This is a genomic window from Limnoraphis robusta CS-951 (assembly GCF_000972705.2).
Genome location: NZ_LATL02000193.1, coordinates 18,284 through 27,292, shown reverse-complemented (window position 1 = coordinate 27,292; position 9,009 = coordinate 18,284). Strand labels below are relative to the sequence as shown.

Annotated in this window: 7 protein-coding genes; 4 read left to right on the top strand and 3 right to left on the bottom strand. The window is 40.7% G+C overall.

What is annotated here, in order from left to right; translation table 11 throughout:
- The first annotated feature begins 1,039 nt into the window (after positions 1–1,039).
- Together WN50_RS16675 and WN50_RS16670 are read left to right on the top strand one after the other, a co-directional pair.
- Complete coding sequence (locus WN50_RS16675) at positions 1,040–1,852, top strand: hypothetical protein (protein ID WP_046282067.1); 813 nt, start codon at positions 1,040–1,042, stop codon at positions 1,850–1,852.
- A 1,233-nt stretch (positions 1,853–3,085) separates the two neighbouring features.
- A complete protein-coding gene (locus WN50_RS16670) occupies positions 3,086–3,889 on the top strand; it encodes a hypothetical protein (RefSeq protein ID WP_046282290.1) in 804 nt (267 codons plus the stop codon).
- Positions 3,890–4,241: 352 nt separating this feature from the next.
- On the opposite strand, the gene WN50_RS16665 is transcribed toward WN50_RS16670, so the two are convergent.
- The gene (locus WN50_RS16665; protein ID WP_046282289.1) at positions 4,242–4,667 is read right to left on the bottom strand and encodes a Fur family transcriptional regulator; all 426 of its coding nucleotides are present in this window, start codon (positions 4,665–4,667) and stop codon (positions 4,242–4,244) included.
- Between the two features lie 163 nt (positions 4,668–4,830).
- Here WN50_RS16665 and WN50_RS37155 point away from each other — a divergent pair, with 163 nt between their 5' ends.
- Both WN50_RS37155 and WN50_RS16655 read left to right on the top strand, forming a co-directional pair.
- Positions 4,831–5,532 carry a rubrerythrin family protein gene (locus WN50_RS37155; RefSeq protein ID WP_046282288.1) on the top strand — a complete coding sequence of 234 codons (702 nt, stop codon included), beginning with the start codon at positions 4,831–4,833 and terminating at the stop codon, positions 5,530–5,532.
- A gap of 134 nt (positions 5,533–5,666) precedes the next feature.
- The gene (locus WN50_RS16655; protein WP_046282287.1) at positions 5,667–6,401 is read left to right on the top strand and encodes a glutathione peroxidase; all 735 of its coding nucleotides are present in this window, start codon (positions 5,667–5,669) and stop codon (positions 6,399–6,401) included.
- Positions 6,402–6,929: 528 nt separating this feature from the next.
- Here WN50_RS16655 and pyrF read toward each other — a convergent pair.
- Both pyrF and tyrS read right to left on the bottom strand, forming a co-directional pair.
- Complete coding sequence (pyrF, locus tag WN50_RS16650; protein ID WP_046282286.1) at positions 6,930–7,637, bottom strand: orotidine-5'-phosphate decarboxylase; 708 nt, start codon at positions 7,635–7,637, stop codon at positions 6,930–6,932.
- Positions 7,638–8,888 carry a tyrosine--tRNA ligase gene (tyrS, locus tag WN50_RS16645; RefSeq protein WP_046282285.1) on the bottom strand — a complete coding sequence of 417 codons (1,251 nt, stop codon included), beginning with the start codon at positions 8,886–8,888 and terminating at the stop codon, positions 7,638–7,640.
- Between the last annotated feature and the right edge of the window lie 121 nt (positions 8,889–9,009).

The window sequence follows — 9,009 nt, the reverse complement described above, 5'->3', positions numbered from 1 at the left end:
ATCAAGCGAGGCGGGTTTATACAGTGAACAGTAAACAGTAAAAAAACTGCTCACTGAAAAAACGGGTGACGGGTAGAGGCAATTCATAAATTTCCCCTACTGATGACTGGTGACTGAAAAAAGCCGCCCCTACAAAAATGATATTTCTTGAACGGACAAAATCTAAAATCTCAAACGTCAAGGGGATAATCACATCTCCTTTTTTTATACTTCAAAGTATTTTTCTACTGCTCCGTACAGCGATCGCTACATAATAGCAGTGGCGAAGAAAGCGGAAATGGGGATAAGTGGGACTTTTGTTGAAAAATACCCGGTTTCTTTGTTCCCCCGTCTAATTTCTCTGCTACTGAAAACTCAACTCTAACACATTTTAAATTAATTTCAATTTTTCCAAATCTAAGTTCAATTGAAGCAACCCTCAGACCAACTTATTTATAGTTTATCTGTTTAATCCGGCTTAACCGCCAATATTCAGAGGATAGAGGCAGATTTTGCAGAGCAATCATCGGTTAAGTATTGAGGCGATGGGGGTGTGTTTAGAAGGATTTTGTGCAATCTCAAGCCAAACCGTTTGAAATGTATATTTTTCTACTCAAACATCGTCTTGTCACAACAATTTCACAGGAATTTGATAATCTTTGGTCTTTAGGTAAGCCGATCTAAATTTACTCAAGCTTTACAAAAAAAGTTGGAATTTTTAAATTACTATCTTGTTTTTAGGTGGTTGAGCAGACTAAGCTAAAAATAACCAATCCATGAAGACCATCCATTAATTTAGGAAGATCAGCAAAGCATCAGCTAGACGTTTGTCCTAGCTATAGAGATTTTTTGTGAGTCAAAGTGCATCTATACAGATAGGTAGACCCGTTAAAAGTTCAATAAATTAACACTTCGGAAAGCTTGAGAATTCCTTGAAAAATGAGAGTTTCAACTCTCTTCAACAACAACCGGGCTAACCTAAAATCAAAAAATTTAGCCGAACACCGAAAAACTGTCAGGGCTTTTCAGAAATAAAAATAAGGTAGTATTAACATCAGTCATGCTTAAAAAATTCCAGCAGCGTTTAAATCTAGTTTTGGGTTCAATCTCCGTTTTCGCTACGTTAACCCTCACGGCTTCACCCAGTCTTGCATACACTTTTGCTCGTTCAGCTATCCAGGGTTATTTAGATTGGTTTAGTCACGATCCTTTAAGCACTGAAACCTTAACCGATGCGGAGATTTTTACTTTCGCAACTAACGGTTCAGTTGACGCATCGGCAGCAACGAACGCGATCTTCAATATAGAAATTCCTCCTACTTCTGCACGCAACTTTTCTGTGGCAGAAGCCTCTGGATTCGGACAAGAATATATCGGTATTGCCAACAGCCAAGCTGCTGTTATTGGGCTTAACTTTTTTATTGAAGCCGGTTCAACATTCTCTTTTGATTTTGGATCACGGTTTCAACTGGAAACCGCTAGTGACAGTCCAGTCGGTAAAACCGCCATTGCTGAGGGTAATATGTTCGTCTTCCTCTTTGAGGATTCTACCGAACAGATGATTGATTTCTTCACGATTTCTGGACGGATAGAAACTGCGGGTAACGATGACTTTTTTGAGATTAACAGCAGCGATAACTTTACCTCTTCAACGGCGTTTACTTCCGACGCCGACTATGGGCATAATCTCAAGTTGATGGGTGGGCTTTATTTCGGTGAATTTTCTCGATACTTTAGTGAAGATACCTCTTTAACTTTAGTCGAAATCCAAACTAACTATGCTATGGTCAAAGCACCTGAACCTTCGAGTTTTGTGGCTTTCTTTATCTTTGGTGTCACAGGGGTTGCTTTGAAAAAGCGCAAACAATCCTAACTTACTCTGATATCAAGCGAGGCGGGTTTATACAGTGAACAGTAAACAGTAAAAAAACTGCTCACTGAAAAAACGGGTGACGGGTAGAGGCAATTCATAAATTTCCCCTACTGATGACTGGTGACTGAAAAAAGCCGCCCCTACAAAAATGATATTTCTTGAACGGACAAAATCTAAAATCTCAAACGTCAAGGGGATAATCACATCTCCTTTTTTTATACTTCAAAGTATTTTTCTACTCCTCCGTACAGCGATCGCTACTTGAAGAAGAATACATCCGTCAGAATACATCCGTCAGAATCAATCAGTGGGGGATTGGGACCCGCCACTGATTGTAGACCCCTAAATAGAAGATTTAGCGGGGGTCTTCAACCCAATTATTCATCTGCCACTCGCACAGAATTCAATTCTGAATTCTGGCTCCTGACTCCTGAATTCTGTTTGATAATAACAGTGGCGAAGAAAGCGGAAATGGGGATAAGTGGGACTTTTGTTGAAAAATACCCGGTTTCTTTGTTCCCCCGTCTAATTTCTCTGCTACTGAAAACTCAACTCTAACACATTTAAAATTAATTTCAATTTTTCAAAATCTAAGTTCAATTGAAGCAACCCTCAGACCAACTTATTTATAGTTGATCTGTTTGATCCGGCTTAACCGCCTATATTCAGAGGATAGAGGCAGATTTTGCAGAGCAATCATCGGTTAAAGATTGAGGCGATAGGGGTGCGTTTAGAAGGATTTTATGCAATCTCAAACCCAACCGTTTGAAATGTATATTTTTCGACTAAAACATCATATTGTCACAACAATTTCACAGGAATTTGATAATCTTTGGTCTTTAGGTAAGCCGATCTAAATTTACTCAACCTTTACAAAAAAAGTTGGGATTTTTAAATTACTATCTTGTTTTTAGGTGGTTGAGCAGACTAAGCTAAAAATAACCAATCCATGAAGATCATCCATTAATTTAGGAAGATCAGCAAAGCATCAGCTAGACGTTTGTCCTAGCTATAGAGATTTTTTGTGAGTCCAAGTGCATCTATACAGATAGGTAGACCCGTTAAAAGTCCAAGAAATTAACACTTCGGAAAGCTTGAGAATTCCTTTGAAAATGAGAGTTTCAACTCTCTTCAACAACAACCGGGCTAACCAAAAATCAAAAAATTTAGCCGATCACCGAAAAACTGTCAGGGCTTTTCAGAAATAAAAATAAAGTAGTATTAACATCAGTCATGCTTAAAAAATTCCAGCAGCGTTTAAATCTTGTTTTGGGTTCAATTCCCGTTTTGGCCACGTTGACCGTCACTTCTTCACCCAGCATAGCAGCGACTTTTGCTTCTTCCTCTGCTAACGCTTTTCTACACAGCTTTAGTCACGCTCCTTCCAGTGTTGGCACTTTAACAGATGGTGAAGTTTTTACTCTCAGTACCGATGGTTCGGTGTATGCGAGCGCAGATTCTAACGCTTTCTTCGCCCAAATACATCCCTTTGCATTCAACTCTTCTTTTGCCTTAGCAGAAGGAGATGGACAAAAATATGTAGGGATTGCAGAAAGTGAAGCTGCTGTTATTGGTCGTCAATTTTACATTGAAGCAGGTTCAACATTTTCTTTTGATTTTCTGTCATCCTTGGAACTGGAAACCTCTATTGAAAAACCTCCCGGTGAAGCTGCAATTGCTCAGGGTAATATTTCATTCTTCCTCTTTGACGATTCAACCCAGAAACCCATTGATTTCTTAACCATTTCTGGACGGTTAGAAACTGCGGGTAATGATGACTTCTTTGAAGTTCAAGCCAGTGATGGCTTTAATTTTTTATTAGATTATTCCGAACAAGAATTTGGGGGAAATCAAGAATTCATTACTGCGGAATATTTGGGTGAATTTTCTCGGTACTTTAGCGAAGACACTTCTTTAACGTTAGTTGAAGTGAAAACCAATGCTGTTTTAGTCAAAGCACCCGAACCGTCTAGCTTTGTCGCTTTCTTTATCTTTGGTGTTACAGGTGTTGCTTTGCGAAAGCGCAAACAATTCTAACTGAGCGATCGCCATAACTGCATATTGGAAAAACCCGGTTTCTTTGATAAACCGGGTTTTTAATTGCGATTTTTAATCCCTAAAATCATAATATTTCTTGAAAGCGGGGCGGGTTTAAACAGTGAACAGTGAACAGTGAACAGTGACCAGTCAACAGTCAACAGTGATAACTGATAACTAATAACTAATAACTGTAAACTGTAAACTGTAAAAACTGGTCACTGCATAACTGTAAACTGTAAACTGTAAAAACTGGTCACTGCATAACTGTAAACTGTAAACTGTAAAAGCTGGTCACTGTATAACTGTAAACTGTAAACTGTAATCAACCCGCCCCTACAACAATATTTGTCTAAGAATTTGTACAGCGATCGCATTCACCTTTAATAATCACTTCATAATTTTCAACGCGAATCCCTTCTGGAAGTCGATCTAAGGGTAAATTACTAAAAGTTTCCCAGTCAATATCTTGAATAACGCCACAAGTTTGACAGCAGAAATGATGATGGGCTTCGACTTTCGCATCATAACGAGTCACCCCTTCTTCTAACAAAACTTCCCGCACTAACCCCACCTCTCGCAACACCGATAACGCACTATAAACCGTTGCTTTAGAAGAAATCGGCAAATCGCGGTTAACATCAACCAGAATTTCCTCAACAGTCGGATGATCAAAACGAGACAACAGGTTGGCGTAAACCGCAAAGCGTTGAGGGGTGATCCTCAGTCCCCTTGCTCGCATTCGCTCTTCTATTTCTTTACTGGCATTGCTAACCATGATGCTTTATTTATATGGCTTTCCTTAGCTAGATTATATCACATCTAAGGAAAGACGGTACATTATCTTTGTTTTAGTTTTTTACTTGACATTTTATTAAATCAGAATTATTCTGAGATAGTAAGGAATCAATCAAACCTTTACATCCTCAGAGGAGAACACTATGGATCTGTCAAACTCCAACACCGCGAAAAACCTAGAAGCCGCATTTGCAGGCGAGTCTATGGCAAACCGCAAATACTTATTTTTTGCAGAAGTAGCGCGTCAATTGGGAATGAGCGATGTCGCCAAACTGTTTCGGGAAACCGCCAACCAAGAAACCGAACACGCCTTTGCCCATTTCCGCCTCATTCACCCAGAGTTAGTCGTCAAAGATGCTTCTAGCCTGAGTGAAGACGAGAAAAAAGCGATCATCTCCCGGTGTTTGGAGTTAGCCATTGAGGGCGAAACCTACGAATACACCACCATGTATCCCGAATTCACAACCCAAGCCCGTCAAGATCGCGATGACAAAGCCGTTGCAGAGTTTGAAGAACAAATCGCCGAATCCCGTGAACACGCCGGAATTTTCCGCAAAGCCGCCCAAAACTTCGGCTTCCTCACCTCAATTGAAAACCATCACGCCAACCAATACACCGAAGCGTTAAAGGCTTTAGATGGCGTAGAACCCGCAGCAAAAAGTGCCAGTAGCGGCAAATGGATTTGTAAGCAATGTTCAATGATTTACGATCCAACCGAAGGCGATCCAGATTCTGGAATTGCAGCCGGAACCGCCTTTGAAGACATTCCCGAAGATTGGTATTGTCCCATTTGTGGGGCGAGTAAAAAATCTTTTGTTCCCTACGAGCAAGCGATCGCTGCATAATAACAGTGGCGAAAAAAATGGTAATGGGGATAAGCGGGACTTTTTTAGAAAAATACCCAGTTTCTTTGTCCCCCTAACCCCTTTCCCAACTCTGGAAAACTCAACTCGAACACATTTAACAGGAGAAAACCTCTATGCTAGAAAATCGTGAAGGCCAACGAGTTCCCGATGTCACATTCAGAACCCGCCAGAATAATGAATGGGTTGATATTTCTTCTAATGAATTGTTTGCTGGTAAAACAGTAATTGTGTTTTCCCTTCCGGGTGCCTTTACTCCAACCTGTTCTTCGACTCACCTCCCCGGTTATAATGAATTGGCTCCCGCGTTTAAAGCCAATGGCGTTGATGATATTGTTTGTCTTTCTGTTAATGATGCCTTTGTCATGAATGAATGGGCAAAAAGTCAAAAGGCTGAAAATGTTAAACTCATTCCTGATGGAAATGGCGAATTTAGTGAAAAAATCGGAATGTTAGTCGATAAAGCCGATTTAGGTTTTGGCAAGCGCTCCTGGCGTTATTCAATGCTGGTAAAAGACGGTGTTATCGATAAAATGTTCATCGAACCGGAAGTTCCCGGCGATCCTTTTGAGGTATCGGATGCCGAAACAATGCTCAACTATATTAACCCCAGCGCCACTAAACCGAAATCCATTACAATGTTTAGTAAAGTGGGTTGTCCCTACTGTATCAAAGCTAAATCAATGCTGAAAGAACGGGGTTGGGAGTTTGAAGAAATTCTCCTCGGTGAAGATATTTCAACTCGTTCGATCAAAGCGGCTACAGGCGCAACTTCAACACCGCAAGTTTTTATAGATGGAAAATTAATTGGCGGTTCTGATGCTTTAGAAGAATATCTGAAATCTAATTAATCGATTTTATCCCGGATAAGAGCCTTGGGAATGTCACTTAAAAAAGGGACTGTGATGATTTTTAAATTGAGAATATTCTAGAGATATCCTTCTCAGGGTGTTCACTCAAAGAAGAAATCACTCAAACAAATCCTTGATCTGTTTGTTTGGTATCTTTTCTCAAACTTAGTAGTCAGATCAGTCACGTTTTCATAGCTCTCTGTTTTAGAATAGAGAAATTCATTGATTTGAGTTTCTCTATTTTTATCGGGATATGGGATTTAAAAAAACCCGGTTTTTTCTTATATGGGATTTAAAAATCTGTCTCCCCTCGCGGTCAAGAGGGTTGACAAAGGGGGGCGAATGCTGGTAAATTATGAATAGTATTTTTTATAATCGGATCTAAGCAAAAATATTTTTTTCACAACCATCCCATTATAAGATAATCATACCCGTAGCCGAGCCAAAAAGTCAAGAGGGTCTGGCGAAAAAAAACGCGAAATTTCGAGGGAAAAAAAGTTTGAACGCAAAAATCTTTCTCCCGTCTGTTTAAGAGATCTCCTGACAAATGCGTTGTAAGGCAGCTAGGGGGTCTTCTGAGGCGGTTATCGGGCGTCCGATGACCAGGTAATCAGCTCCGGCTTTAAAGGCTTGAGAAGGGGTAAATGAACGCTGTTGATCGCCTTTTTCTGCCCAACTGGGTCGAACTCCCGGACAAACTAACAGGAAATCATCCCCACAGGTTCGGCGTAATTGTTCGACTTCCTGGGGAGAACAAACCGCCCCCGCTAACCCACTTTCTTGGGCGAGTAACGCCATTTTCAGGGCATATTCTGGGAGTTTTAAAGAGATGTTTAAATCAAAGGCTAATTCACGAGAATTCAGACTGGTTAATAGAGTAATTGCGATTAAATTTGGGAGGGGTTGATTGGCTGCATTTGCTCCCTCTATTATAGCATTTTGAGCCGCTTTTAACGCCACTTTTCCGGCGGTTGCATGAATGGTGATTAAATCAACCCCATACTTTGCGGCTGACCGACAAGCGCCTGCTACAGTATTGGGAATATCGTGAAATTTCAGATCGAGAAAAATTCGTTTTTGTCGTTGTTTCAGTTGGGTTAAAATTTCCGGCCCGCTACTGACAAACAGTTCTAGACCGACTTTCCAGAAAGAAACTTGAGGCAATTGGTCAATTAATGCGATCGCATCTTCCAGGCTGGAAACATCCAAAGGAACAATAATTTTATCTGTGTTCATCTATCCTACCAAGCGCACAAATTTCTTTTTACCCAGTTGCAAGACTCGTCCGTTTAAATCATTAATTGACTCAAAAGTTAAGTCAGCATCGGTCATTTGTTCGCCATCCAGTCGCACGCCGCCCCCTTGCATTTGTCGTCGGGCTTCACTGCCACTTTTACACAAACCACTCACACTGAGAATATAGAATAACTTCGCCGGAAATTCAATCTCAGCCAGGGAAAATTCAGGAACCGCTTCTGCTTGTTTAACGTTACCGCCTGTGAGGTTTAAAGCGGCTTTTTGGGCTTCTAACGCTGCATCTTTGCCATGATATTGGGAAACAACATCTAAGGCTAATAATTTTTGTCGTTCACGGGGATTTTCAGGGAGTTGATCGAGGGGAAGTTTCGTTAAAAGTTCAAAATATTGTACAATTAAATCATCGGGGATTTTTTCCAATTTGGAATACATGGTCAGAGCATCTTCAGAGAGTCCGACATAATTTCCCAGAGATTTCGACATTTTTTGAACGCCATCGGTGCCAATCAAAATCGGCATCAATAAACCAAATTGAGGCTTTTGTCCAAAATAGCGTTGTAAATCTCGACCCACAGCCAGGTTAAACTTTTGATCAGTTCCTCCGAGTTCAACATCTGCTTCAACGGCAACCGAATCATAACCTTGCATCAGAGGATAGAGAAATTCATGCAAATAAATCGGGGCTGCTGTCTCGTAGCGTAACGCAAAGCCTTCTTTAGCTAACATTTGCCCAACCGTCATGGTGGAGAGTAAATCCAAAATTTTAGCCAAATCAAGCTGAGAGAGCCATTCTGAGTTATAACGAATTTCTAGGCGTCCGGGTGTGTCAAAATCAAGAATGGGACGAACTTGATCGAGATAAGTTTGAGCGTTTTGTAGAACTTGAGAGGGGGTGAGTTGCTTGCGAACTTCAGATTTTCCTGTCGGATCACCAATTCTTGCGGTAAAATCACCAATAATTAGAACAGCCGTGTGTCCAGCATCTTGAAAATCGCGCAATTTGCGGAAAACCACACTGTGTCCGAGATGAATATCGGTTCCGGTGGGGTCTATGCCAAATTTAACCCGTAAAGGCTGATGAGATTGAGCCAAACGTTGGTTAAAATTATCATCAGGGTTCAGCGAATCAAGCTGTTCGGGAAAAATTTCACTAACACCTCGGCGCAGTCTCGTCATATCATCGAGAGATGCGTTTGTTAATCTCTCTGGGGTCGGTTGACTCAATGCCATAACTTGATGAGAATTTTATATTATTGCAAATACTAGATCAATTAGGCTAATCTTGATCCCTGATATCGTTTATCAATCAGTGATTTATATTCATACAGTATCTTACCATTGTCCGGGTGCG

Bases quoted from the DNA above. Each gene is read 5' to 3' on its own strand.
- WN50_RS16675 (WP_046282067.1), top strand. From the start codon at position 1,040: ATGCTTAAAAAATTCCAGCAGCGTTTAAATCTAGTTTTGGGTTCAATC.
- WN50_RS16670 (WP_046282290.1), top strand. From the start codon at position 3,086: ATGCTTAAAAAATTCCAGCAGCGTTTAAATCTTGTTTTGGGTTCAATT.
- WN50_RS16665 (WP_046282289.1), bottom strand. From the start codon at position 4,667: ATGGTTAGCAATGCCAGTAAAGAAATAGAAGAGCGAATGCGAGCAAGG.
- WN50_RS37155 (WP_046282288.1), top strand. From the start codon at position 4,831: ATGGATCTGTCAAACTCCAACACCGCGAAAAACCTAGAAGCCGCATTT.
- WN50_RS16655 (WP_046282287.1), top strand. From the start codon at position 5,667: ATGCTAGAAAATCGTGAAGGCCAACGAGTTCCCGATGTCACATTCAGA.
- pyrF (WP_046282286.1), bottom strand. From the start codon at position 7,637: ATGAACACAGATAAAATTATTGTTCCTTTGGATGTTTCCAGCCTGGAA.
- tyrS (WP_046282285.1), bottom strand. From the start codon at position 8,888: ATGGCATTGAGTCAACCGACCCCAGAGAGATTAACAAACGCATCTCTC.